22 protein-coding genes are annotated in these 24,517 nt (G+C 43.8%); 17 read left to right on the forward strand and 5 right to left on the reverse strand.

The features are described 5' to 3' along the window. Positions 1–291: 291 nt before the first annotated feature. From rimO to lpxA, 13 genes are all read left to right on the forward strand, one after another. Entirely contained in the window at positions 292–1,779 is a 1,488-nt protein-coding gene (gene rimO, locus RTS09_RS01040; RefSeq protein WP_312533437.1) for a 30S ribosomal protein S12 methylthiotransferase RimO, read from the forward strand. A 14-nt stretch (positions 1,780–1,793) separates the two neighbouring features. Then, positions 1,794–2,138: a DMT family transporter gene (locus RTS09_RS01045; RefSeq protein WP_060995106.1), complete on the forward strand. Its 345-nt coding sequence runs from the start codon at positions 1,794–1,796 to the stop codon at positions 2,136–2,138. A 212-nt stretch (positions 2,139–2,350) separates the two neighbouring features. Beyond that, positions 2,351–3,079 (forward strand): UMP kinase, encoded by a 729-nt coding sequence (gene pyrH / locus RTS09_RS01050; RefSeq protein WP_312533440.1) that lies wholly within the window; start codon positions 2,351–2,353, stop codon positions 3,077–3,079. Positions 3,080–3,118: 39 nt separating this feature from the next. Next, positions 3,119–3,673 carry a ribosome recycling factor gene (gene frr, locus RTS09_RS01055; protein ID WP_050324341.1) on the forward strand — a complete coding sequence of 185 codons (555 nt, stop codon included), beginning with the start codon at positions 3,119–3,121 and terminating at the stop codon, positions 3,671–3,673. Between the two features lie 44 nt (positions 3,674–3,717). After that, positions 3,718–4,458 (forward strand): polyprenyl diphosphate synthase, encoded by a 741-nt coding sequence (gene uppS / locus RTS09_RS01060; RefSeq protein WP_312533443.1) that lies wholly within the window; start codon positions 3,718–3,720, stop codon positions 4,456–4,458. 19 nt (positions 4,459–4,477) lie between these two features. Then, the gene (locus RTS09_RS01065; protein ID WP_312533446.1) at positions 4,478–5,365 is read left to right on the forward strand and encodes a phosphatidate cytidylyltransferase; all 888 of its coding nucleotides are present in this window, start codon (positions 4,478–4,480) and stop codon (positions 5,363–5,365) included. Positions 5,366–5,627: 262 nt separating this feature from the next. Beyond that, positions 5,628–6,848 carry a 1-deoxy-D-xylulose-5-phosphate reductoisomerase gene (gene ispC, locus RTS09_RS01070; RefSeq protein ID WP_312533449.1) on the forward strand — a complete coding sequence of 407 codons (1,221 nt, stop codon included), beginning with the start codon at positions 5,628–5,630 and terminating at the stop codon, positions 6,846–6,848. A gap of 128 nt (positions 6,849–6,976) precedes the next feature. Further along, positions 6,977–8,344: an RIP metalloprotease RseP gene (rseP, locus tag RTS09_RS01075; RefSeq protein ID WP_312533452.1), complete on the forward strand. Its 1,368-nt coding sequence runs from the start codon at positions 6,977–6,979 to the stop codon at positions 8,342–8,344. 318 nt (positions 8,345–8,662) lie between these two features. Next, on the forward strand, positions 8,663–11,056 hold the full coding sequence (bamA, locus tag RTS09_RS01080; protein ID WP_312533454.1) for an outer membrane protein assembly factor BamA: 2,394 nt from the start codon (positions 8,663–8,665) through the stop codon (positions 11,054–11,056). Positions 11,057–11,069: 13 nt separating this feature from the next. Then, positions 11,070–11,582 (forward strand): OmpH/Skp family outer membrane protein, encoded by a 513-nt coding sequence (locus RTS09_RS01085; protein ID WP_282840980.1) that lies wholly within the window; start codon positions 11,070–11,072, stop codon positions 11,580–11,582. Between the two features lie 109 nt (positions 11,583–11,691). Further along, complete coding sequence (gene lpxD, locus RTS09_RS01090; RefSeq protein ID WP_312533457.1) at positions 11,692–12,744, forward strand: UDP-3-O-(3-hydroxymyristoyl)glucosamine N-acyltransferase; 1,053 nt, start codon at positions 11,692–11,694, stop codon at positions 12,742–12,744. Between the two features lie 129 nt (positions 12,745–12,873). Then, entirely contained in the window at positions 12,874–13,389 is a 516-nt protein-coding gene (fabZ, locus tag RTS09_RS01095) for a 3-hydroxyacyl-ACP dehydratase FabZ (RefSeq protein WP_007116794.1), read from the forward strand. 228 nt (positions 13,390–13,617) lie between these two features. Beyond that, positions 13,618–14,394, forward strand: a complete 777-nt coding sequence (lpxA, locus tag RTS09_RS01100) for an acyl-ACP--UDP-N-acetylglucosamine O-acyltransferase (protein ID WP_007116793.1) — start codon at positions 13,618–13,620, stop codon at positions 14,392–14,394. A gap of 118 nt (positions 14,395–14,512) precedes the next feature. Here the strand turns inward: lpxA and tgt are convergent, their stop codons facing one another. The 3 genes from tgt to RTS09_RS01115 are packed head-to-tail and all read right to left on the reverse strand — an operon-like array spanning position 14,513 to position 17,365. Next, complete coding sequence (tgt, locus tag RTS09_RS01105; protein ID WP_312533463.1) at positions 14,513–15,649, reverse strand: tRNA guanosine(34) transglycosylase Tgt; 1,137 nt, start codon at positions 15,647–15,649, stop codon at positions 14,513–14,515. A 56-nt stretch (positions 15,650–15,705) separates the two neighbouring features. Further along, positions 15,706–16,779, reverse strand: coding sequence for a tRNA preQ1(34) S-adenosylmethionine ribosyltransferase-isomerase QueA (queA, locus tag RTS09_RS01110; RefSeq protein WP_312533466.1), 1,074 nt, complete (start codon positions 16,777–16,779; stop codon positions 15,706–15,708). Positions 16,780–16,783: 4 nt separating this feature from the next. Beyond that, complete coding sequence (locus RTS09_RS01115) at positions 16,784–17,365, reverse strand: acyl-CoA thioesterase (RefSeq protein ID WP_312533469.1); 582 nt, start codon at positions 17,363–17,365, stop codon at positions 16,784–16,786. A 115-nt stretch (positions 17,366–17,480) separates the two neighbouring features. Here RTS09_RS01115 and RTS09_RS01120 point away from each other — a divergent pair, with 115 nt between their 5' ends. Then, entirely contained in the window at positions 17,481–18,059 is a 579-nt protein-coding gene (locus RTS09_RS01120; protein ID WP_312533472.1) for a DUF924 family protein, read from the forward strand. Here RTS09_RS01120 and queG read toward each other — a convergent pair. Further along, entirely contained in the window at positions 18,056–19,183 is a 1,128-nt protein-coding gene (gene queG / locus RTS09_RS01125) for a tRNA epoxyqueuosine(34) reductase QueG (protein WP_312533475.1), read from the reverse strand. The genes RTS09_RS01120 and queG overlap by 4 nt on opposite strands. 70 nt (positions 19,184–19,253) lie before the next feature. Here queG and RTS09_RS01130 point away from each other — a divergent pair, with 70 nt between their 5' ends. Next, entirely contained in the window at positions 19,254–20,930 is a 1,677-nt protein-coding gene (locus tag RTS09_RS01130; RefSeq protein ID WP_312533478.1) for an NAD(P)H-hydrate dehydratase, read from the forward strand. Positions 20,931–21,041: 111 nt separating this feature from the next. Here RTS09_RS01130 and RTS09_RS01135 read toward each other — a convergent pair whose 3' ends face one another. Then, the gene (locus tag RTS09_RS01135; RefSeq protein ID WP_160001937.1) at positions 21,042–21,518 is read right to left on the reverse strand and encodes a DUF4124 domain-containing protein; all 477 of its coding nucleotides are present in this window, start codon (positions 21,516–21,518) and stop codon (positions 21,042–21,044) included. 756 nt (positions 21,519–22,274) lie between these two features. On the opposite strand from RTS09_RS01135, the gene RTS09_RS01140 reads away from it, so the two are divergent. Next, on the forward strand, positions 22,275–23,990 hold the full coding sequence (locus RTS09_RS01140; protein ID WP_173846746.1) for an acetolactate synthase 3 large subunit: 1,716 nt from the start codon (positions 22,275–22,277) through the stop codon (positions 23,988–23,990). Then, the gene (gene ilvN / locus RTS09_RS01145) at positions 23,990–24,481 is read left to right on the forward strand and encodes an acetolactate synthase small subunit (protein WP_007116784.1); all 492 of its coding nucleotides are present in this window, start codon (positions 23,990–23,992) and stop codon (positions 24,479–24,481) included. Before RTS09_RS01140 ends, ilvN begins: the two co-directional genes overlap by 1 nt. Positions 24,482–24,517 lie beyond the last annotated feature (36 nt).

Consider the following 24,517-nt stretch of genomic DNA (forward strand, 5'->3'; position numbering starts at 1 on the left):
TTTTTATAAGATTTTGATTTAAAATAATTTTTCTAAAATTTGTTTCAACTAAAATCATGACCAATAGTGTTTTTTCAGGGTATGGTTCATATTGAATAGTCATGATGGGGAGTGCTACAGTTGATAGGGATTTTACGAACAATAGGTTATGAACAATAGATTGATTTTTTTAGCATCTGAGATTTTTATATCTACGGGCAATTTGATTCGATGAAAAATTAAAAAGTTGATTTGGTAAAAACGGCAAAACTTAGTAAAATAATCAGATTAAATTTTTCAAAAGTGAAAGTCATGCCAAGCCAACCGCAAGTTTTTAATCCCCAAGCTACCAATAAACCTGCCAATCACCACCAAGCCAATCATAACGAAAACCGTACTGTAGGTCAAAGCGCTAGCCAAACGGCGCACCAACTGGCTCAAGGTATAGTAACGACAAAAGCGCCTAAGATTGGTTTTGTGTCGCTTGGCTGCCCCAAAGCCTTGGTGGATAGCGAACGCATTATCACCGAGCTTAGCCGTGATGGCTACCAAGTCGCCAGTGACTATGATGGCGCAGATTTGGTGGTGGTCAATACTTGCGGCTTTATCGAATCTGCAGTGCAAGAATCGCTTGACGCCATTGGTGAGGCGATTACCAAAAACGGTAAGGTGATTGTCACCGGTTGCCTTGGCAAAGATGCCGAAAAAATCAAAACCATGCACCCAGCCGTGCTTGCGGTGACTGGCGCACATGCCTATGAAGAAGTCGTCAATGCCGTGTCGCATTATGTGCCCAAACCTGCACCATCAAAAACGTACGACCCAAAAATCGACCTAATCAATGATGCGGGCATTAAGCTTACGCCAAAACATTATGCTTATGTCAAAATATCCGAAGGCTGTAACCACCGCTGTACATTTTGTATTATCCCAAGCTTTCGTGGCGACCTCGTTAGTCGCCCGATTGACAGTATCATGACTGAAGCGGCTGCGCTCAAAAACGCAGGCGTCAAAGAGCTATTAATCATCTCGCAAGATACCTCAGCCTATGGCGTAGATCTTAAATACAAAACCAGTTTTTGGAATGGTATGCCCATCAAATCCAAATTTTACGATATGTGCGAGGCACTGAATCGACTGGGCATTTGGGTGCGTTTGCATTACATCTATCCTTACCCGCATGTCGATGCTGTGGTGAAACTGATGAGTGAAGACAAGCTACTGCCATACCTTGATATCCCATTCCAACATGCCAGCCCCAATGTGCTCAAAGCCATGAAACGCCCCGCGCATAGCGAAAATGTACTGGAGCGCATCAAAACTTGGCGCTCGATTTGCCCCGATATTGTCATTCGTTCCACTTTCGTGGTGGGTTTCCCTGGAGAGACAGAAGAAGATTTTGAATATTTGCTTGACTGGCTCAAAGAGGCGCGATTAGACAGAGTAGGGGCGTTTACCTATTCAGAAATAGAAGGCGCAGCGGCAAACGATTTGCCGAACCCTGTGCCAGAAGCTATCAAACAACAACGCTATGAACGACTGATGGCGTTACAGCAACAAATCAGTGCCGAAAAATTGGCTGAGAAAGTCGGTAAAACCTTAAAAGTGTTGGTGGATGAGATTGATGAAGAAGAAAATATCGCCATTTGCCGTAGCTATGCCGATGCGCCAGAAATTGACGGTCACGTGTATGTAGATAATATTGATGCATCGGTTAAAGTCGGTGAATTTTTAACCGTCACCATTGATGAAGCCAATGAGTATGACCTTTTTGCCAGTTTTACCGGTGAACTGTTATAAGGATAAGGATTGTCATGTCTCAATCAATGTTAGCGTATGGTCTTTTAGCGATTGCGATTGTTAGTGAGGTTACTGGTTCAACTTTTTTGGCGAAATCAGAGGGGTTTAGCAAACCCTTGCCCACTATCATCACCATGATTTGTTTTGGGATTGCTTTTTATCTTCTTTCACAAGTCATCAAAATCATACCACTGGGGATAGCTTATGCCATTTGGTCAGGGGTAGGTATTGTGTTAACCGCTATCATTGGGTACTTTATTTTGGGTAACAAACTGGATTTACCCGCCATCGCGGGTATGAGCCTAATTGTATTGGGTGTGATTGTGATTAATCTGTTTTCTCATTCAGCCACGCATTAATCACGCTTTAATAATCCACGCTTTAATATAGTACCTTGAATATAGCGACTTGATAGTTTGATGGCTAAAGCCGATTGAATTGTCAAGGTAAGAGCAGGGTAAAAATTAAAATGACTGTTGAAATTATCTTTACACTATCTAAAAACCGTTAATTTTGTTAAAATTTCGCCATTTGCATTATTTGCTATCCAACAGCCCACAAGAGGTCAACCATGTCTGATAAAGCTCCCCGTTACCAACGTATTTTGCTCAAACTCTCTGGCGAGGCCCTGGCAGGCAAAAATGATATGGGGATTGATTCAGGCGTATTAGACAGCATGAGTCTTGCGATTGCGCACTTGGTAGGATTGGGTGTGCAAGTGGGTATCGTGGTCGGTGGTGGCAACTTGTATCGTGGCGCTGCGCTACAAAAACAAGGCTTGGTGGGTCGTGTCACAGGCGACCAAATGGGTATGCTTGCGACCGTGATGAATGGCTTGGCGATGCGTGACGCCTTGGAGCGCCGTAATATCAAATGCCGTTTGATGTCAGCCTTGCCAATTGGTGAAGTGACTGAAAACTACAGCAGCCGCAATGCCATTCGCTATTTAAAAAACAATGAAGTGTGTGTGTTTGTCGCAGGTACCGGCAATCCGTTTTTTACCACGGATACCGCAGCATGTTTACGTGGCATCGAGATTGAAGCCAATTTAATCCTAAAAGCCACCAAAGTCGATGGCGTGTATAACAAAGATCCAAATAACCATGACGATGCCGTCAAATACGACGAACTCACCTTTGACCAAGTGCTGGATCAAAAATTGGGGGTGATGGATTTGACTGCGATTGCGTTGCTGCGTGAGCATAACGTACCGCTGCAAGTATTTGATATGGCAAAACCCAACGCGCTGCTTCATGTGGTGATGGGCGAGGCAGAAGGCACCAAAGTTATCAATTACTAATTTCTAAATTTGACATACAGAGTTTTAAAAGGATGCAACATGATTAACGATATTAAAAAACAAGGTGAAGACAAAATGAAAAAGGCGATTGAAGCCTTGGAAAATGCCTTTAGTAAATTACGTACAGGGCGCGCCCATCCTGGTATTTTACAGGGTGTGATGGTGTCTTACTATGGCTCTGAGATGCCACTTAATCAAGTGGCGAGCATCAATGTTGAAGACTCGCGTACCCTGTTAGTGCAGCCTTTTGACCGTAGCATGGTGCAGGCAGTGGACAAAGCAATCCGTGAATCAGATTTGGGTCTTAACCCAATGAGCGCAGAAGTGATTCGGGTACCGCTACCCGCATTGACGGAAGAAACCCGTAAAGATATGCAAAAATTGGCACGTCATGAAGCCGAAGAGCGCCGTGTATCTGTGCGTAATGCCCGCCGTGATGCCAACAATGCCTTAAAAGCCTTGGTAAAAGACAAGCAAATCTCAGAAGATGAGGAACGCCGTGCCAATGACGACATCCAAAAAATGACCGATAAATACATTGATAACATTGATAAAATGCTCTCTAGCAAAGAAGCAGAATTAATGGCCGTTTAATCGTTATTTATCCAATAAAAGAACCAATTCATAAGAAGTAGGTCATGGTTGAGTCAAAGGCAGCAATGCCACAACATATTGCCATCATTATGGATGGCAATAACCGCTATGCCAAAGCACATGGGCTACCAACCGGTGGCGGGCATATTGCCGGCAAAGATAATTTAGACCCTTTGGTTGAGCATTGTATGGATATTGGTATACGTGCGTTGACGGTGTTTGCTTTTTCTAGCGAAAATTGGCAGCGCCCAGCCAATGAAGTGGCGCTATTAATGAAGCTACTGGAGCAAACCGTCCATGACCAATTACCGAGGATGCTGCGGCACCAAATTTCTTTACGCTTTATCGGTGATAGAGGTGCCTTGACGCCGCATTTACGCGCGATTATGCAAGATGCAGAAGAGCAAACTGCTCATTTTACTAAGATGAGTTTGGTAATTGCTATTAGCTACGGCGGTCAATGGGACATCGTCAATGCCTGCCGCCAAGTTGCCAAACAAGTGGAAGAAGGCGCACTTACTGCCGATGCCATTACCCAAGACGATTTTGCACGCCACCTGTCGCTATCGGATTTACCCGCGGTTGATATGTTAATCCGTACAGGGGGTGATTACCGCATTTCTAACTTTCTACTGTGGCAATGTGCGTATGCTGAGTTATTTTTTACCGAAACGCTTTGGCCAGATTTCAAGGCGGCTGAATTAGACCAAATGATTGATATTTTCATGGGTCGTGAGCGTCGATTTGGTAAGACCAGCGAGCAAGTATTGGGTTTGAGCTTTTAGTTAATCAATAGGAACTGTCATGTGGGAACGCATTAGAACCGCCATTATTTTGTTAGTGATTGTTGGCGCTGCGATGTTTGCTACCCGCGAGCCTATTTTGATGTTGCCGCTATTGTTAGTCGGTGCAGGTTTTGGGGCTTTTGAGTGGTCAAAGCTCATGCCGTCACTTGAACAAAATCCCGACAGTTATGTACCGCCTACCACCCAAATGCCGACCAAACCTGCCAAACCAATCGATTATATATATAGCCTTATGGTGTTAGCGATTGTCAGTGTGTTATTGGCGATAGCAAAGCTAACAGGTAGTATAACCGCTTGGGTGTTTTTTTGGCTGGTTGCGGCGCTGATTTGGTTAGTAGCGATTGGCTGGATTCGCCATTATCCCAACAATACGCAAGCTTGGTATGGTAAGCATTTATACATCATCGGTATGATTATACTGTCATCCGCCATTACTGCGATGTATTATCTGTGGACACTTTCAGCTTGGTGGCTGCTATATGTGTTTGTATTGGTGTGGTGCGCGGATAGCGGTGCTTACTTTGTCGGACGAAAACTTGGCAGACGCAAAATGTCCCCGCATGTCTCACCCAATAAAAGTGTGGAAGGCTTATTAGGCGGACTTGCCACAGGCACGCTGGTGGTCATTGGCGTCTCTTTTGGGTTATTAAACGATTGGTCGATGACGGCTATTGGATTGTTTTTGCTGTTATCGTTGCTCACTATCATCATGTCCGTGTTCGGTGATTTATTTGAGAGCATGCTAAAGCGCCATGCAGGCGTCAAAGATGCCGGGGCATTGTTGCCAGGGCATGGGGGCATTCTTGATCGTATTGACTCGCAGCTTTCAGCCGTGCCAATTTTTGCGTTGGGGTTTTGGGCGATGAAATTTTACGGATTAATTTAATGCTACATTGGGTTAGCTTTCAAAAATTTTCACACCTGCTTAATATTAATCTGCTCAATACCCATCTAGCCAATATCAATTTGTTTAATTCACTAATCAATGCAAGCTTATGTTTCATCCAATCTTTTTTGCGCAACTGCTTGTTGATTGCTGCTTAAAAATTTTCTCGCGTGTTAATATGCTTACCAAAGTGGCAATTTGGCGCTGTAAATGCAAATATAGGTTTAACCGCCGTCTGCCCGCAACTTACTAGGTCATTGTAATGCTATCTTCAAATCACACTATACCGCAAAAAAACATTGCTATCATGGGCGCAACCGGCTCTATCGGCGATAGTACGCTATCGGTCGTCAGTCAGCATCCTGATTTGTATAACGTGGTCGGGGTGACAGGGTTTTCACGGCTGGATAAACTGTTGAGCATTTGCCTGCAATTTAAGCCAAGCTATGTTTGTGTTGCCAAAGAAAAGGAAACAACATTTGCGCAGATGCTCAGCGAGGCTAATCTGGACTGCAAGATTTTGATTGGTGAGCAAGGTTTGGTTGAGCTTGCCACGCTAGCAGAAGTGGATATGGTGGTTGCGGCTATCGTCGGCGCTGCAGGGTTGCCATCAACACTGGCAGCGGCTAACGCGGGTAAAACGATTTTGCTCGCCAATAAAGAAGCGTTAGTGATGGCAGGTGAGCTGATGATTAAAGCCGTCAAGCAGTCAAATGCCAAATTGCTGCCAATTGATAGCGAGCACAATGCCATTTTTCAATGTTTGCCTACTGCGGTACAACAACAGCGCAATGCCATTCATGACGATAACCATGGTATTAAAAAGCTTTGGTTAACGGCATCAGGTGGGCCTTTTTTACACAAAACACTCGACGATATGAAACGCGCCAGTGTTGCAGAGGCTGTCAAACACCCGAACTGGTCCATGGGGCAAAAAATATCGGTAGATAGTGCTACCATGATGAATAAAGGCTTGGAGCTGATTGAAGCAAGTTTTTTATTTGATATGCCCGTCTCTGAGATTGAAGTGGTCATTCATCCCCAAAGCATCGTGCATTCTATGGTTGAATACAACGATGGTAGTTTTTTAGCGCAGCTTGGCAGTCCCGATATGCGTACCCCCATTGCCCATGCTATGGCATACCCTGACCGTATCAGCAGTGGGGTGGAACGATTAGACATTTTTAAGTTAAGTAATTTAAATTTTGTCCGACCTGATTTAGAAAAGTTTAAATGCCTAGGGTTGGCTTATCAAGCCATGCAACAAGGTAGCTATGCGTGTATCGCCTTGAATGCCAGTAATGAGATAGCCGTTCAAGCGTTTTTGGATGGCGACATCTGTTTAACCGATATTGCTGATATCAATGAAAAAGTGCTATTGCAAGCCGAAAAACAGCCGATTGGGTCATTGCAAGCAATTTTGGCGGTCGATAAACTAAGCCGTGAACAAGCACACCAATGTATTGCCGATTTAAACGCTTAAATAATGCTTAAAAAAGCTTAAAAATAGTTGGCAACACTGGTTGATAATCGTTAAGAATGACTACATAAATTATTAAGATACCGATAGTTAAATTATTTTTGGCCTGTGATTTTGTCAAAAGGATAGCCATGAATTTCATCTTGACCGTTTTAGCTGCGATTGTGGTACTAGGACCTTTGGTTGCGCTACATGAGTGGGGGCATTATATTGTTGCTCGGCTGTGCGGTGTCAAGGTATTGACCTATTCAATTGGGTTTGGTCCAAAGCTGCTAAGCTGGACCAGTAAAAAAACTGGGATTAATTATGCTCTCTCTGCGATTCCGCTTGGCGGCTATGTCAAAATGCTCGATGAGCGAGAAGGCAAAGTCAATCCAGCCGAACGTCATTTAGCCTTTAATACCCAGCAACCTTGGAAAAAAATCGCCATCGTCGCAGCAGGTCCGGTGATGAACTTACTGATTGCGATTTTTTTATATTGGCTGCTATTTATCACCCCAACCCAAGTCTTGGCGACCAAAGTCGGCAGTATTTTGCCCAATTCACCCGTCAGTCAAACCAGTCTTACAGTCGGTGACGAAATTGTTGCGGTTGATAATAAACCCATCCAAAGTTGGCAGGATATTAACTATGCGTTAGCTGATCGCATGGGCGAGTCGGGGCAAGTTAATTTAACAGTGAATGGCGCGCAAGGTCAAACCAATGTTGCCGTGCCGATACAGCGCTTTATGAAAGCAGAACCGGGTAAAGCAACCAATCCCATTGATAGTCTAGGCGCGATTCCGTGGCAACCAAAAATTCCTGCGGTGGTCGGTGAAATCGTCCCAAATAGCGCTGCCGCGCGTCAAGGTCTGCAAGTCGGTGATACCATCACCCGTGTCAACGGTCAACCGGTGAGCGATTGGCTGGCATTTTCACAAGTTGTCAAATCCAGCCCAGAGCAGTTATTAACCCTTGAAGTACAGCGCCAAGGTAAAATCACTACCTTAAAAGTCATGCCACAAGCAAAAAAAGATACCATGGGCAATCGATTTGGACAAATTGGCGCAGCGGCAGCCGCATCTAAGATTACGCCGCCCCCTGAGTATATAAAAACCATTCAATATACGCCCATCCAAGCGGTCGAAAAATCCGTACATCAAACTGTCGATTTGTGTGCCATGACCCTCAAATCAATGGGTAAAATGTTGACGGGCACCATTGGGGTAGAGAACCTATCAGGTCCCATTACCATTGCCAAAGTCGCCAATCAAAGTTTTAGCATCGGTTGGGAAGCGGTATTGTCGTTTATGGCGATTATCAGTTTAAGCCTTGCTGTGCTCAATTTATTACCCGTACCTGTGCTTGATGGGGGGCATATTGTCATGTATGCCTATGAGGCTATTTTTGGTAAACCCATGCCGGAGAAAATACAAATGATGGGAATGAATATTGGTTTAGTTTTGCTTGCAGGTTTCATGCTGTTGGCGATTGGTAACGATATCTCACGCTTGTTTTAACCGACCCAAATTTGGCTAAAATATTGATTTGTAGTTTTGTTTTTTCGCTAGACTTTACGCAAGATTTAGCTTACCTTATGCCAGTAAAATTTATTTACGGATCTCTTGTACTTTGATAATACAAGCTACACATCAAAGACAAACTATTACTAGAAGTTTAATTAAGTCACCCTTTTTGATAGCATTTGTCATTTTTAGCGAACCAAACTTAGATTACCAAACCTAGATAAATACCTTTGGCTAACTAATTTTAGATACCTAAAAGTGACAGGTTTCATGCATTATCTTTGGGCAGTCGTCAATTCGGAAACAAGTTATATGCGAAATTCAGCGTTATTTTTGGTTGCACCGTTAGCACTCGTTACCTCGTATGCACAAGCGGCAAATTTTACCGTGAGCGATATTCAATTTAATGGATTGACACGGGTATCCGCTGATAACCTCTATCCCGTGCTTGCTGTCAATACCGGTGAAGTAGCAAACGATGCCAATATCGCAGCTAGTATCAAAGCCCTCTATGAAACTGGCAATTTCTCAGACGTTAAAGCATCCCAATCAGGCAATAAGTTGGTATTTGACGTGGTAGAGCGCCCAATTATCGCAAGTGTCACTTATGAGGGTAATAAACTGATTCCAAAAGAAGCATTAACCGAAGGCCTAAAACGTATTGGCATCGTAGAAGGCAATGTATTAAAACAGGCGACGGTTGAGCAAGTGCAAAATGAGCTAAAACAGCAATACAACCAGCAAGGTTATTATAATAGCGAAGTTAAGGTGACCCAAACGCCCCTAGACAATAACCGCGTTGCGCTTAAATTTAATTTTGTTGAAGGTAAAGCGGCGCGTGTTGTCGATATCAAGGTGATTGGTAACAAACATTTTAGCGACAAAGAAATCAGACAAGCGATGAGCATCAAAGAAAGCTCATGGATCAATGTGATTAGCAAATCTGACCGCTATGCCAAAGAAAAGCTTGCGGCAAGTTTAGAAAATGTCACCGCCATGTACCAAAATGCGGGCTTCGTCAAATTCACCATCAATGATGCCACCATTAATTTAAGTCCAGAAAAAGACAAAGTATTTATCGAGCTCAATCTTACTGAAGGTGAGCAATATAAATTTGGTAATGTCAACTTTATGGGTACGCCCAACTACGATACCGACAAGCTTCGTAAGCAAGTAGCATTTAAGCCAGGTGAGCGTTATTCACAACGTCAAATGACGACAACTTTACAAAATCTTGGCACACTGTATGGTAACGATGGCTACTATTTTGCCCAAATCCGCCCAGTGCCGCGTATTAATGAAGATACTCGCACGGTAGATGTCGATTTCTTTATTGATCCTGTGCGTCCTGTGTATGTGCGCCGTATCAATTTTACCGGCAATAATAAAACCGCAGATGAAGTATTGCGCCGAGAAATGCGCCAAATGGAAGGCGCATTGGCCGCCAATGAAAAAATCGATTTGTCGCGCACGCGTTTAATGCGTACAGGCTTCTTCAAAACTGTCAACATGGATGTCAAACCTGTCCCCAACACCCCCGATCAGGTAGATATCAATGTCGCAGTAGAGGAGCAGCCATCAGGTACCAGTACCATTGCGGCTGGTTATTCACAAAGTGGTGGTATCACTTTCCAAGCAGGTTTAAGTCAATCTAACTTTTTGGGTACAGGTAATCAAGTCAATATTTCGTTATCGCGTTCTCAGACGTTAGATAGTTATAATTTGGGCTATACCAACCCGTACTTTACCCCAGATGGGATATCGCAAAGTGCCAGTATCTATACACGCAAAACCAAATATGACAGAAAAAACATTTCAAACTATGTAACAGACTCGTATGGTGGCACCTTAGGTTTTAGCTACCCGATTGATGAAAATAAGAGTTTAAGTGCCGGTCTCACACTTGATAGTACCACAATCAAAGCAGGTGCTTTGTTAGCGGTATCAAACTATCAATACTTAAAAGACGAAGGTACTCTGCAAGTAGGTTCAGACTCCGATGGCAATGAATCATTCGAATCAGACCCATTTAATACCGCGAGCCTAAATTTAGGCTGGAATATGAACACGCTTGACCGTGGACGTTTTCCAACCAACGGTATGTCCCATAACGTCAATTTAGAACTGGCCTTTGGCGATGCCACTTACCAAAAACTGGTCTATCAAGGAAACTACTATCGCCCATTCCTAAAAAATACCGTACTACGCGGTTATACCAAGTTAGGATATGGTAACGATTTACCTTTCTGGAAAAATTTCTTCGCAGGGGGTTATGGCTCAGTGCGTGGTTATGAGAATGCCACGTTAGGCCCTACCAGTAATCGTTATTACCAAGTGAAAAATAATAGTGGGGTCGATAATTACCCAGAAGAGATTGGCGGTAATGCACTCGCGCAAGTGGGTACTGAACTAATTCTGCCGATGCCGTTTAAAGGCGATTGGGCAGACCAAATCCGTCCGGTGTTATTTGTTGAAGGGGCACAAGTGTTTGACACCACCAATAAATATGACCAAAAAGTCACAGTGAATGGCAATACCGTATCGCTATTAAATGAAAAAGACAATGACATGCGGTTTAGCGCGGGTGCAGGCTTCACTTGGATTACCCCAATTGGTCCAATCTCATTAAGCTATGCCGTTCCGCTTAATGATAAAGATAAAGATAAAGTCGACAATGTACAGTTCGAAATTGGACGTACATTCTAAAAGGTCTATGTATATGAAAATAATCACTCAGTTAGCCACAGCAAGTATTTTAAGTGTATTGGCAATGCCAGTGTTTGCCAATACCGTTGCGGTTTGGAATTCCCAAGTTGCCATCAACAATACTAACATCGCCAAAACCAAAATTGGCGTGGTGCAAGCGGCGGTCAAACCAAAGCAGCAGCAGCTTGATAGCTACAAAGCCACCATTGAGCGTTTGCAAAAACAATACGCCACGCAAAATGCTCAGATGACCCAAGCACAAAAGGATGATTTGCGTAAGCAAATTCAAACCAACCTACAAAACTATGAACAGGTTGCCAGTCAAATCCAGTCCATCATTGATACCAATGAGGCAGAAGTGATGCAGCGAATTGCCCCCAAAATCCAAGCCATTAAAGAAAATATTGTGCGTCAAAAAAATATTGATGTGCTCATTGATAATCGTGATAGAACCGTTAGTTATGTCAAACCTGAATGGGATGTAACGGCAGATTTTACCAAAGCGATTAACGATCAAGTAAAATAATATTTTTTAAGCGCAGAGGTTTTAGCAAAAACGCAATATTCGACTATTGCGTTTTTTATTTTGTGTGTAAAATTAAGGCAAACTTTAAGCAAACGATTGGAGTAATCACATGGCGTTCACCCTCGCACAAATTTTGGATTTTTTAGCTAGTGACGTCATTGACCAAGGGGATGTACAAACCGACCAAAATTTGCAGAAACAAATTTCCAAAATCGCTGCCCTTGAGGATGCCACCGACACCGATATTACGTTTATTGCCAATTCTCTATTTGAATCAAAATTGCAAACCACGGGCGCTGGCGCTGTGCTAGTCCCTGCATCCTTGCAGGAAAAATGCCCAAGCCATAGCGTTGCCATCGTGGTCAACTCACCTTATGCCGCGTATGCCAAACTGACGGCATTGTTTGAACCGACACAAGCGTATCATCAGACAGTCAACCCTAGTTTATCAGATGGTTTGATTCACCCGACGGCCATTTTGGGTAACAATCTGCAATTGGGTGACAATGTGCGTATTGGGGCGTATAGCCAAATTGGTGATAACTGCGTCCTTGGTGATGGTGTCAAGATTGATGCCCAAGTCAATATTCAGCCCAATGTCGTGATTGGCGAAGGTAGCTTCATTGCGCCGCATGTCTATATCGGGCATGATTGTGTATTGGGTAAACATGTCAGCTTGCATAGTCATGCCAGCATTGGCAATGACGGGTTTGGCTTTGCCCCTAGAGGCAGTACAGATGAAGCAGGTTGGCAAAAAATTCACCAATTAGGACGAGTGATACTGGGCGATCATGTCAGCGTAGGCAGCCACACCTGTATCGATCGTGGTGCGCTGAATGATACGGTTATCGGTAATCATGTCATTATCGATAATTTGGTGCAAATTGCCCATAATGTAAAAATTGGTGCTGGCACGGTGATTGCAGCGTGTGTGGGGATTGCTGGCAGTACAGAAATTGGTAAACGCTGCATGATTGGCGGGGCATCAGGTTTTGCAGGTCATATCAAAATTTGTGATGATGTCACGATTACTGGCATGACGATGGTAACCAAATCGATTCACCAACCGGGTGTATATTCTTCAGGCATGCCAGTGATGCCCAATAGCTTATGGAAAAGAGCCTATATTAATTTTAAGCAACTTGGCAAACCAAAAAGTTAATCGTTACCTTTATCCATCAAATAATTTGAGAAAACAACTGTAAACTCAATCTTAAAACCGTTACAATAGCTATTTCTCACAAATCTATTTTTTTGATAAAGATGATTTAAAAGTATAAAGGATATATCCATGGATTTTGATAAGTTGATTGATGAAGACATCGCTGGCCTTGCACAGATTGGGGTGACATTACCTCTCAATGCCGCTGTGTTACGTGATTATCTGCCTCACCGTTATCCTTTTATGCTATTAGACAGAGTCACTGCGGTAAAACCCAATGAGTGGATTACCGGTCTTAAAAACATCACCATTAACGAGCCTTTTTTTAATGGTCACTTTCCTGAAGAGCCTATCATGCCAGGCGTCTTAATGATTGAAGCCATGGCGCAGGTGGCGGGTGTACTGGGTTTTATCAGCAAAAATGTCAAACCAAGAGATGGTTATATTTATCTGTTTGCTGGGGTCGATAAAGTACGTTTTAAACGTCAAGTCATCCCCGGTGATCAGCTCATTTTACGTGCCGAAAAAACCATGGAGCGTCACAGTATCTATAAATTTAGTTGTACAGCGTGCGTGGGTGATGAGTTGGCAGCCAGTGCAGAAATCACCATTGCAGAGCAGCGTACCCAATATCACCAGTCATGACTTTAACGTCATTTTTACATGGCTTGAATAAGGCGCGTTTGAGTAAGCTATAACGATAAAATCTGTTTAAGTTAAGCAAAATCCTTGATAAAAATGGCATACTTTAGTAAAAATGCTATAATGTCGTTTTTATTTTAACCTACTGTTTATAGTTAGCTTTGCCTATGGTTTCAGCTAAACCTGTATTTTTAGTTCTCCTTGAATAGTGGGCTGGTATAAGGATTTTTCATGACGATTCACCCAACGGCGATTATTGATGCCACTGCAACGATACACCCGTCGGTCAAGATAGGGCCGTATTGCATTATTGGTGAACATGTCACAATTGGGGCGCAGACCGTGCTTCACCCCCATGTCGTCATTAGCAAGTTTACCCGTATCGGTGAGCGCAACCAGATTTTTCAATTCGCTAGCATCGGCGAAGACTGCCAAGATCTCAAATACCAAGGCGAGGAGACGTGGCTAGAAATTGGCGATGACAATCGCATTCGCGAAGCCTGTAGCATTCATCGCGGCACGGTACAAGATAAAGGCATCACACGCGTTGGTAGCCGTAATCTGTTTATGGTCAATACCCATATTGCGCATGATTGCGTGATTGGGAGCGACAACATTGTGGCTAATAATGTGGGGATTGCGGGGCATGTCCGCATCGGTAACCATGTGATTGTCGGTGGTAATTCAGGTATTCACCAATTTTGTAGCATTGATGATTATAGTTTGATTGGTGGCGCAAGCTTGATTTTAAAAGATGTTGCGGCTTTTAACATGGTATCGGGTAACCCTGCCAAAAGCCATGGTCTTAATATCGAAGGCATGCGCCGCAAAGGTTGGTCAAAGCAGACTATTGATTATCTGCGACAAGCTTATCGGGTGATTTTCCGTTCAGGATTGACCAAAGAAGAAGCCATTGTCGCGGTGAGCGAGCAACTGTTACCCCAAGAACCTTTGGTACAATTGCTATTGGATTCCCTGATTCATAGTGAACGTGGTTTAGTCAGATAACGTGGTAAGATAAGGTTGTAAGAAAGGATAGCGTTGCTATTTAGCGTATTTTAGCGTATCAACAGCAGCATCTGAAAAGTAAAAAAGAGCCAAATCGGCTCTTTTTTTTAGGTGGTTTTTAGGTCAAATGCAAATCAGATTTTGGTAAGTTTTGCTGCTGATAAAAAGTATCGACAAACGCATCAAACTTATCATCTTCAATAGACTGACGAATATCTGCCATCAAGCGCTGATAGTAACGTAAATTGTGTATGGTGCCCAACTGTGCCGATAGCATTTCATTGCACTTGAACAAATGATGCAAATAGGCGCGGCTAAAATTCTGACAAGTATAACAATCACACGCACTATCAAGCGGACTTTGGTCAAAACGGTGCACCGCATTTTTAATTTTAACGGCGCCAAAAGTGGTGAAATAATGACCGTTTCGTGCATTACGTGTTGGCATCACGCAATCAAACATATCAACACCGCGGCGTACCGCTTCCACGATATCTTCAGGCTTACCCACGCCCATCAGGTATCTGGGCTTGTCGGCGGGCATATCATCGGGTAAGTAATCAAGCACCGCCATCATTTCTTCTTTTGGCTCACCGACTGACAGTCCACCAATGGCATAACCATCAAAGCCAATAGCGAGCAACCCTTCTAGGGACTTTTCGCGAAGGTTGCGATACATACTGCCTTGGATGATACCAAACAAAGCATTCTTGTTACCCAGTTTTTCATGCGCATTTTTACAGCGCTCGCCCCAACGCAGCGATAATTCAAGCGATGTATCCGCTTCGATAGGCGTCGCAGGGTAAGGCGTGCATTCATCAAACTGCATAACGATGTCTGAGTTCAGTGAGTATTGAATTTGCATCGATATTTCAGGGGATAAAAATACTTTTGCGCCATCAATCGGCGAGCGAAAATGCACACCTTCCTCTTTGATTTTACGCATTGCGCCCAGACTAAAGACTTGAAAACCGCCCGAATCGGTTAAAATCGGCTTGTTCCAACCGATAAAGTCATGTAAGCCGCCAAATTTGTCAATGACATCGGTGGTTGGGCGCAGCCACAAATGAAAGGTATTGCCCAAGATGATTTCGGCACCGATTTCGTGGATATCCCGCGGCAGCATGCCTTTGACGGTGCCATAAGTACCGACAGGCATAAAGGCAGGGGTTTGCACATCGCCATGAGCGAGATGAACCGTACCACGGCGAGCACGGCTCTCGCCTACAGCGTTTTTATGTAAGGTAAATTGCATAATCTAAAGTTTCTGTAACAAGTTTTTTAAAAGGTTAAAATCATAAAAGGTTGAAATTATACCAGTTTTTCCAACAACATCGCATCACCGTAACTAAAGAAACGATATCGTTGCTCGATGGCGTGCTGATAAGCCTGTTTGATAGGCTCACTGCCTGCAAACGCTGACACCAGCATCAATAGCGTGGATTTTGGCAAATGAAAATTGGTGATGAGCTTATCAATCACCCCAAACCTAAATGACGGATAAATAAAAATATCGGTGTCACCTGACCAAGCCGATAGCATCGGGTTTTCAAAACTGGCGGTTTTTTGAAACGCCGTTTCTAGCACCCGTGTCACAGTGGTACCGACCGCAATCACTTGCCCGCCACGGGCTTTGGTTTGGTTAATCAAATCGGCAGTCGCTTGGGGCAACTCAGCATATTCTGAGTGCATTTTATGGCGCAAAATATCCTCTGTCTTGACAGGGGCAAATGTGCCTGCACCGACATGCAAGGTGACAAAGGCGGTGTTGATGCCCTTGGACTTGAGTGCAGCCAATACGTTATCATCAAAATGCAAGCTTGCGGTCGGTGCGGCTACGCTGGCAAGTTTGGCTGGGTCATGAAATACCGTTTGATAGCGGGTTTCGTCATTGTCATCGGCATGGCGCTCAAAATAGGGCGGAATTGGCAGTTCACCATAGTGCTCAAGCACAGGCAATATCGGTTGGTCAAATTCTAGCAAAAATAAATTGTCCTCACGCCCCATTACCGTGGCATGAATGTTACCATCGGCAAGGCTCAACGTTTGCCCCTCTTTTGGGCTGCGGCTGGCGCGTACATGACACAAAGCGGTGTGCTTTTGGTTGCCAGTATCATCATCGGGCAAAATACGCTCAACCAATACTTCGACCGCGCCGCCACTGGCTTTTTGCCCAAACAGCCTTGCTTTCATGACCTTGGTGTCATTAAACACCACCAAGTCACCACTATTTAATAGCTCTGGCAAATCCACAAATTGTTGGTCTTTGGGTTGACCATGGGCAGGCAAATACAGCAATCGTGAGGCGGAGCGCACCGCTAACGGATAGCGGGCAATAAGTTCATCGGGCAGTTGATAATCAAAATCATCTAAAGTTAAAGGCATTTATTTACTCGTTGATAGCAGAATCTTTGGCAAGGTGGACATTGGCTTTAGGAAATGGGCGGATTTTATCGGCGTTCGACCAAGCTTTGACCCAGTCGTCAGGTGGCATATTGATATCTTTATAATCCAATGCGCTGAGCACTTGCTCAGTCGGCAAAACCTTGCCTGTCACGATGTTGGTGATACCGGTGCGCAGCAGCGCAGCGCAAGTCGGCTGACCTTTGACCCACATGCTTTGCTCAATATAAAACCAGCGTTCATCAACAGCTATCAGTCGGGTTTTGATGGTAACCTTATCAAATAAACGAACACGCTTACGATATTGGATGGTACTACCAGCGACCACCAGTCCCCAGCGATGCTTGAATAATTTTTTGGCAAGCCCGGAGCGAATGGCAAGATCGTTTCGCCCCAAATCAAACAGCGTAAAAATACGCCCGTTGTTCATTTCAAAAAAATTGTCAATGTCGTTGATATTAGCGGTCAAGGTGATTTCGCTGGTATCGGTTAATTGAAGCGAATGACCTTGCTTTTGTTTAATCGCGCTTTTGATGGCATGGGTGCCCAGTCGTAAAAAAGGATACATGGTTGTTCTCAATCTAAATTTGTGCCACATTATAGGTAAATCGCGCTTGTTTAGCAAAATTTGTCACTATCATTACCCGACAAGTCACTATAATTAACCTACAAAAGGAAAGCAAATGACCAATCAAACACAGGTAGCAGCGCAAGCCTTATCAGCGGACGCTAAAAAGGTATTAGATTTTTGGTTGCAGGAAAATACTAAGCCATTTTGGTTTGCCAAAGATGAGGATTTTGATAAAACGGTAACGGCTAAATTTTTAGCCACACTTGAGCAAGCCAAACGAGGCGAGTTAGGGGATTGGCGAACCAGTACAAAAGGGCGATTGGCAGAAATCATTGTATTGGACCAGTTTTCGCGCAATATTTTTCGAGATTCTTCACAAGCTTTTGCCCAAGATGGCATGGCGTTAGTATTGGCGCAAGAAATCGTCAAACAGCCAGATTTTGACAAGTTAAATCAAGACGAACGCAATTTTGCTTTAATGCCTTTTATGCATGCAGAATCGGCAACCATTCATCAGCAGGCGTTGCCACTGTTTAAAAAATACGCCAGTGCCGATACGTTAGCGTTTGAATATAAGCATCAAGCCATTATTGAGAGATTTGGGCGTTATCCGCACCGCAATGCGATTTTGGGTAGACAATCCAGTGATGAGGAAATTGCCTTTTTACAACAACCCAACTCGTCATTTTAACTTTTATTAAGTTGTTGCTGGGTCGCCCAATCAATATGTTCTTGTGTATTTTCGCTTAACATTGGGCGTTTTTGTTGTAATTTGTCAATAATTGCTTGGCTAAATGGTGCATTGCCCAAGGCTACCGCCACATTGCGCATAAAATTCTCGTAGCCCGTGCGGCGAATTGGCGAGCCTTCAGTTTTTGTCAAAAAATCCTGTGCATCCCATGCCCATAACTCAAGCAATGACATATCATCTAAACGGTGACGGGGATTAAAATCCTCAATCGTCGCTAATCTGGCAAATTTATTCCAAGGACAAATCAACTGACAATCATCACAGCCAAAAATACGATTGCCGATTTTGGGGCGAAGTTCTACAGGGATTTTGCCATTTAATTCAATGGTTAAATACGAAATACACAGCCGTGCATCGACATCATAATGCCCGGTGGGTGTTTTGCGGATGGCATGGGTAGGGCACACATGAATACAAGCACGACAACTGCCACAATGCGATAATGTGGTTTCGATTTGCTTTTTATCCTCTGCCAAAGGCAAGCTGGTGAATAATTCCCCCAACACAAAAAATGACCCCGCTTGTGGATGAATCAGCAAGGTGTGTTTGCCTGTCCAGCCTAAACCTGCTTGCTCAGCCAACGCGCGCTCAAATATAGGCGCAGAGTCGCTAAAGGGGCGAAATACAAAGTCGTTGGCATATTGCGGATAATCGGTGGTTAGTTTGTCTTGAATCAGTTTGGCTAGGGTTTTTAATAATCCTCGCATGGTTTTATGATAATCACGCCCTCGAGCATAGCGGGCAATAATCGCTGAGTTGGGGCGCTCGTTGTCTGGCACACTGCGTTTGGGCGGCGGCGTGACCAAATAATCTAAACGCACGCTAATGATACTTTGCGTCCTGTCAACTAACAGGGCAGGGTTAGCACGTTTATCATGATTGTCTTCAAAAAACAGCATATCGCCATGTTTACCTTGTGCTAGCCAGGTTTGCAAGGCATCAAGCTGTTTGCTAAATATGGGATTGGCGGGATGGACAAAGCCACAATCAGCAAACCCCAACGCCTTGGCTTGCGCCTTTATCCAGCCCTTGAGTGCATTAAGTTCGTTTGTAGTGTCCAACATGCCAACAACCAGATAAAATTAAAATGCTATTATAGCAAAATAAACACCTACCACATCATTGGATCATCTTATGCAAAGTAATGCACAGACGGATAAAAATATTGTGATGCAAAACGCCATTGCCTTATATAGCCCCAAACAAATTTATGACATTGAAAAAAACTGGTTTAGCAAAAATGACAGTTTCGCCTTAATGCAACAAGCTGCATGGCAACTTGCACACATCATCAAGCAGGAAAGTAGCAATCAAAAAGGCAGTCCCCCTCAAAAAAGCAATCACCTTCAAAAAAGCAGTCACTCTCAAAAATCGGTATTGGTAGTGGCAGGCGCGGGTAATAATGGCGGCGATGCTTGGTTGGTGGCGCATTATGTGAACAAGCTTTGCCCACATTGGTCAGTTACCGTAGTACAAGTCGCAGCGCCTACCACCCTCGACAGCCAAACAGCAAAGCACCTGTACCAGTCAAACTGTGCAAATGCGGCAAAATATCTGACGTTGACAGCATTTTTACAGCCATTTTATGAGCTTGGTTTAAGCTATCATTATAATGTGGTGATTGATGGGTTATTGGGGATTGGGCTCGATGGCAAGCCTAGCGGTGATTATCAGCCAATCATCCATTGGATTAATCAATACCGCAAGCAAAGTGACTCTTGTCAAGTCATCAGCATCGATGTACCCAGCGGACTTAATGCCGCTACGGGCGAAGTATATGATGATACGGCGATTAAAGCAGACAAGACACTTTGTTTAATCGGGCGAAAAGTCGGACTGCATATCGGGGATAGTAAAGATTATGTTGGCACCGTTATCGATGTGCCTTTGCTCCCTGTTGAGCAATCAAGCATCTTGTTACATTGCACGCTACCTAACTTGCCACAACGTCAGCAGGTGAGTCATAAAGGTACGTATGGTCATGTACTCATCATCGGTGGCAATCGGCTACAGGATGGGCATGGCATGGCAGGGGCGGCGATATTGGCCGCCAGTGCGGCATTGAGCAGTGGTGCAGGCAAAGTCACCGTTGCCTGTCATCGTGATTTTCATTCAGCCATTGTCACCGCTTTGCCCAATGCCATGACCGCGGATTTACACAATATCGCTAGCGTCATCGAGCTGATTAACGCGGTGGATGTGGTTGCCATCGGCATGGGTTTGGGTAGAGATAAAGTAACGTTAGAGTTATTTAACCAGTATCTTACGGCGATCAAACAATCAGAGAAACTATGTGTCATTGATGCCGATGGTTTATACCATTTGGCAGATTGGGCAGGCACGAGTGACGGTTTAAATGCGCCAATTCAACCACGATTGGGGCAGTCAAACCAACGGTTTTATCTAACACCGCATTCAGCGGAAGCAGGACGTTTGCTCAATCAACCCTATGCCGACATCGATCGAAACAAAATCAGCGCAATTCAGGCATTGGCTCACCACTATGGGGGCAATTGGCTTATCAAAGGGGCACAAACGATTGTGCTTGAACGAGACTGTCTTGAACGAGACAGTATTGATATTTGCGGCTTGGGTAATGCCGGTATGGCAACGGCTGGCATGGGCGACTGCTTGGCAGGTCTGATGGCGGGCTTATTGGGGCAAGCGATTGCCGCACCCATGCTAACCTCCGTGCTCATACATGCCAAAGCAGGTGATACGTTAGCAGAAAAAATGGGGGAATATGCGCTGCAAGCTAATCACATGGCATCGGCAATCGGTGACATCATCCATCAAATCACGGACCATTAAAATCACGGCAGGTTAAGAAGGTTCAATAAAAAAAAGGTGAGAATTCACTCACCTTTAACCTTTACACAACTTTAATTTTCATTGAATGCTAAAGTCATATAGCATTCAAAGTTATTTACAGTATTGGCTCACTGTTTGCGCGACTTGCTGACGGCGTAGCTCAATTTCACGACCATCTAAATATTTACGTTCACCTTTATTATCCATCTCATAGACGCGCCCGCCTTGATTCAGGTTGGCAAGGGTACTTTGTAAGGCTTTACAGCGCTCCGCATCTTGCTGTTTTTTGAGTTGCTGATTTTGTGCTTCAAGTTCAGCAGCGCGTTTTTGATCGGCGGTCAGCGTTGGTGATACACCTGATGCAGCACCTGTGCTATTGCCAGCTGTCGCAGGTGCACGACTACTAGGTCCAAGTTCACGGGTATTAACTACTTGCACTTGTCGCAGATTAACACCATTGGTCGGCGCATATTGGCTATAATGCGGTACACCATTTTTGTCAGTCCACTTGTAATAAGTTGCTGCATTTGAACTCGCCATAACGAATGGTGATAACATGAGTGATAACAAAAACAGTGGCTTTAACATTGTTTTTCCTATGCAAGAAACGAGAAAATTATGCGATAGCCTATCACAGCTTGATAGCTTTTAGCAGTAAATTTCGACAAGATAATCGTTTAATTTCCTAAAGGTAATTTTCTAAAAATGACTGGCTCAATCAGTCTGAGATTTTAAAGTTTATCAATCCTTAAAACCAAGCCTTAAAATCAAGCTTCAGACAATTCATTTATCTATAACTAAAAGTTATAAATCCTAGTAGCTTTTTTTTATTGACAAGTGTTAAAAAAACTCACATCATAAGTCCTCTACTGGTCGTTAGTAACAATTATCGTTGGTTACTAATTGGTAAAATCTAAGCTAATTGGCGCTATCCGCTGATTAGGCTCTACAATTGGATGAGAGCATTTTTTACCGTTGTTGTTGTTTATGAATCTAAACAAAAGAATCTAACAACCCTGACTTATCGGTCAACAAAGACAAAAAGTAGCCATCAATTTATACATTACGTAATTTTTGTGATGCTTTCTTTTTTGGTTATCATGCTTTTTGCCCTCGTCTGATTTGTTCACTGTTACCTTATGGCAGTGTTGAAGATTCTTGCTAATCATTTAGCAATTTTTATCTAAAACAACTTCCCAGTATCATTTTTGAAGACGACCATAAAAGGTGATGACAGTGACTCAAACTACCCAAGCTCCCAATATGACGGGAGAAAACCAAACGGCTCACGCTGCACCCAATTTTGACAAAAAAACCGCCAAAGCCTCAGCAGGTGAACCTGTGATGATGTCTGGTGCAGAAATGCTGGTGCAAGCGCTAATTGACGAAGGTGTCGAATACATTTTTGGCTATCCAGGCGGCGCCGTGTTGCATATTTATGATGCTTTGTTCAAACAAGATAGCATTGAGCACATCCTCGTGCGTCACGAACAAGCAGCGGGTCATATGGCAGATGCTTATTCCCGTGTCACAGGTCAAACAGGGGTGGTATTAGCGACATCAGGTCCAGGCGCCACCAATACGGTTACTGCCATCGCAACCGCGTTTATGGATTCCATTCCGATGGTTATCATCTCAGGTCAGGTGCCTTCAAGCCTCATCGGTGATGATGCGTTCCAAGAAACTGATATGATTGGTGTGTCACGTCCGGTCGTCAAACACAGTTTTCAAGTACGTCATGCCAGCGAAATCCCAGAAATCGTTCGCAAAGCATTTTATATCGCAAGCTCTGGTCGCCCAGGTCCTGTGGTGATTGATGTACCTAAAGATAAAACTGCGCCTAACGAAAAATTCCCTTATCATTTCCCTGAGTCGGTCAGTATGCGTTCTTACCAACCATCGGTTCGCGGTCATTCAGGACAAATTCGTAAAGCCATAGAAACTTTAATTGCAGCCAAACGCCCTGTTTTATATTCAGGTGGTGGCGTGATTGCGTCAAACGCAAGTGCAGAATTAACCGCATTAGCCCGTTTACTTAATTTACCGGTGACCAATACTTTGATGGGTTTGGGCGCTTATCCAGGGTCGGATAAACAGTTTTTAGGTATGCTTGGGATGCATGGGACGTATGAAGCTAATATGACCATGCACAATTCAGATGTAATTTTGGCCGTCGGTGCCCGTTTTGATGACCGTGTGACCAACAATACGCAAAAATTCTGTCCAAACGCTAAAATTATCCATATTGATATCGACCCTGCGTCAATCTCAAAAACCATCAACGCACACATCCCGATCGTCGGTGATGTAAAAAATGTGCTAAGTGATATGCTCGCCGTATTAACAGAAAATAACGCACAGCTTGACCAAGCCGCGCTAAATGATTGGTGGGCGCAAATCAATGAATGGCGTAAACGTCATGGTCTGCGCTATGACAAAGACGACAGCAATGGCATGAAACCACAGCACGTTGTTGAGCGCTTATACGAGTTAACGCATGGTAAAGCTATCATCACATCTGATGTGGGTCAGCACCAAATGTTTGCCGCCTTATACTATAAGTACGATGAGCCGCGTCAATGGTTAAACTCAGGCGGGTTAGGCACCATGGGGGTAGGATTACCTTATGCAATGGCAGCCAAACTTGCTAACCCAGAGCGTGATGTGGTCTGTATCACCGGTGAAGGCTCAATTCAGATGAATATCCAAGAGCTATCAACTTGCCTACAATATAACTTACCAGTGAAGATTTTAAATCTTAACAACGCCCAGTTGGGTATGGTAAAACAATGGCAAGACATGATTTATGAAGGTCGTCATTCGCACTCTTATATGGATTCATTGCCAGATTTTGTCAAACTTGCAGAAGCTTACGGTCATGTCGGTATCCAAATCACTGACCCAGCCAAACTTGATGAACAACTTGCTTATGCCTTATCACTCAAAGATCGATTGGTATTTATCGATGTACTCGTCGATAAAAATGAGCATGTTTATCCAATGCAATTAGCAGGTCAGTCAATGCGTGATATGTGGTTAGCCAAAGGGGAGCGTACCTAATGAAACATTTAATTTCTGTCTTAATGGAAAATGAATCAGGGTCACTGTCTCGTGTGGTTGGCTTATTTTCACAACGTGGCTACAACATCGAGACACTGAACGTCGCGCCAACTGATGACCCGACTTTATCGCGTTTGACCTTGACCACAGATACCGATCAAAATAAGATTGAGCAAGTGACCAAACAGTTGCACAAGCTGATTGAAATCGTTAAAGTAACCACGCTGACCGATAGTGTACATATTGAACGCGAACTCATGCTGATCAAAGTACGTGCCACGGGTAGCAACCGCGAAGAAGTGAAGCGCTGTGCGGATATCTTTCGTGCAAGTATTGTTGATATCACGCCCAATGTCTATACCATTCAAATTGTCGGTGACACCGCAAAATTGGACGGCTTTATCGAATTGATGGGACGTGAACGCATTTTAGAGGTGGTACGTTCTGGTGTTATTGGTATCGCTCGGGGTGAAAAAATCCTCAGCGTCTAAATTTACCAACCTTTTAATAGTAGTTGTTTTTTACAC

This window comes from Moraxella sp. CTOTU47618, assembly GCF_032017425.1.
Lineage (GTDB): Bacteria > Pseudomonadota > Gammaproteobacteria > Pseudomonadales > Moraxellaceae > Faucicola > Faucicola tetraodonis.

Excerpts from the sequence above, each read along its gene's own strand:
- rimO (WP_312533437.1), top strand. The coding sequence starts at position 292 with ATGCCAAGCCAACCGCAAGTTTTTAATCCCCAAGCTACCAATAAACCT.
- RTS09_RS01045 (WP_060995106.1), top strand. The coding sequence starts at position 1,794 with ATGTCTCAATCAATGTTAGCGTATGGTCTTTTAGCGATTGCGATTGTT.
- pyrH (WP_312533440.1), top strand. The coding sequence starts at position 2,351 with ATGTCTGATAAAGCTCCCCGTTACCAACGTATTTTGCTCAAACTCTCT.
- frr (WP_050324341.1), top strand. The coding sequence starts at position 3,119 with ATGATTAACGATATTAAAAAACAAGGTGAAGACAAAATGAAAAAGGCG.
- uppS (WP_312533443.1), top strand. The coding sequence starts at position 3,718 with ATGGTTGAGTCAAAGGCAGCAATGCCACAACATATTGCCATCATTATG.
- RTS09_RS01065 (WP_312533446.1), top strand. The coding sequence starts at position 4,478 with ATGTGGGAACGCATTAGAACCGCCATTATTTTGTTAGTGATTGTTGGC.
- ispC (WP_312533449.1), top strand. The coding sequence starts at position 5,628 with ATGCTATCTTCAAATCACACTATACCGCAAAAAAACATTGCTATCATG.
- rseP (WP_312533452.1), top strand. The coding sequence starts at position 6,977 with ATGAATTTCATCTTGACCGTTTTAGCTGCGATTGTGGTACTAGGACCT.
- bamA (WP_312533454.1), top strand. The coding sequence starts at position 8,663 with ATGCGAAATTCAGCGTTATTTTTGGTTGCACCGTTAGCACTCGTTACC.
- RTS09_RS01085 (WP_282840980.1), top strand. The coding sequence starts at position 11,070 with ATGAAAATAATCACTCAGTTAGCCACAGCAAGTATTTTAAGTGTATTG.
- lpxD (WP_312533457.1), top strand. The coding sequence starts at position 11,692 with ATGGCGTTCACCCTCGCACAAATTTTGGATTTTTTAGCTAGTGACGTC.
- fabZ (WP_007116794.1), top strand. The coding sequence starts at position 12,874 with ATGGATTTTGATAAGTTGATTGATGAAGACATCGCTGGCCTTGCACAG.
- lpxA (WP_007116793.1), top strand. The coding sequence starts at position 13,618 with ATGACGATTCACCCAACGGCGATTATTGATGCCACTGCAACGATACAC.
- tgt (WP_312533463.1), bottom strand. The coding sequence starts at position 15,649 with ATGCAATTTACCTTACATAAAAACGCTGTAGGCGAGAGCCGTGCTCGC.
- queA (WP_312533466.1), bottom strand. The coding sequence starts at position 16,779 with ATGCCTTTAACTTTAGATGATTTTGATTATCAACTGCCCGATGAACTT.
- RTS09_RS01115 (WP_312533469.1), bottom strand. The coding sequence starts at position 17,365 with ATGTATCCTTTTTTACGACTGGGCACCCATGCCATCAAAAGCGCGATT.
- RTS09_RS01120 (WP_312533472.1), top strand. The coding sequence starts at position 17,481 with ATGACCAATCAAACACAGGTAGCAGCGCAAGCCTTATCAGCGGACGCT.
- queG (WP_312533475.1), bottom strand. The coding sequence starts at position 19,183 with ATGTTGGACACTACAAACGAACTTAATGCACTCAAGGGCTGGATAAAG.
- RTS09_RS01130 (WP_312533478.1), top strand. The coding sequence starts at position 19,254 with ATGCAAAGTAATGCACAGACGGATAAAAATATTGTGATGCAAAACGCC.
- RTS09_RS01135 (WP_160001937.1), bottom strand. The coding sequence starts at position 21,518 with ATGTTAAAGCCACTGTTTTTGTTATCACTCATGTTATCACCATTCGTT.
- RTS09_RS01140 (WP_173846746.1), top strand. The coding sequence starts at position 22,275 with ATGATGTCTGGTGCAGAAATGCTGGTGCAAGCGCTAATTGACGAAGGT.
- ilvN (WP_007116784.1), top strand. The coding sequence starts at position 23,990 with ATGAAACATTTAATTTCTGTCTTAATGGAAAATGAATCAGGGTCACTG.